A 448-nucleotide genomic window follows, 5' to 3' on the forward strand; every position below is an offset into this window, starting at 1 on the left:
GTGACTCCTCCCCGGCGTAAACGCCGGGGCTTCTCGCTAGGCCGCGTTGGCCTGGCGACGGACCAGCCCGGCCCGTAGAACGTTGGTGGCTCCCACCGTGTCAGCGTGCGCCTGGTGGCCGCAGCTAACGCAGTGGAAAGTCTCCTGGTTGGGCCGGTTCTCCTTGGCGACGTGCCCGCATTCGGGGCGCGGGCAGGTGCGGGAGGTGTTGCGGGGGTCCACGGCGATCACTTCCCGTCCGGCGCTCTCAGCCTTGGCGCGCAGGATCGTCAGGAACACCCCCCAACCGGCATCCGAGATCGAGCGGTTGAGTCCGGTCTTCGCGGCAGCCCCGTTGGGCAGGAAAGAGCCGGGCTTGTCGGGGTCTGGCTTCGGCGCGACGGCCTTGACCATGTTGCGGAGCTGCAGCTGCACGCGCGCGAGGCAGTCGTAGTGAGGGACCCGCGCT

General features: G+C 69.4%; 1 protein-coding gene. It reads right to left on the reverse strand.

Translation table 11 applies throughout. The annotated features are described in order from the left end of the window. Window positions 1–36 precede the first annotated feature (36 nt). Window positions 37–448: RNA-guided endonuclease InsQ/TnpB family protein (locus C7C46_RS33200; RefSeq protein ID WP_146259325.1), on the reverse strand; the 412-nt coding region annotated here is incomplete at its 5' end.

Origin of the sequence: Streptomyces tateyamensis, assembly GCF_003205575.1 — a bacterium.
Classification (GTDB): Bacteria; Actinomycetota; Actinomycetes; order Streptomycetales; family Streptomycetaceae; genus Kitasatospora; species Kitasatospora tateyamensis.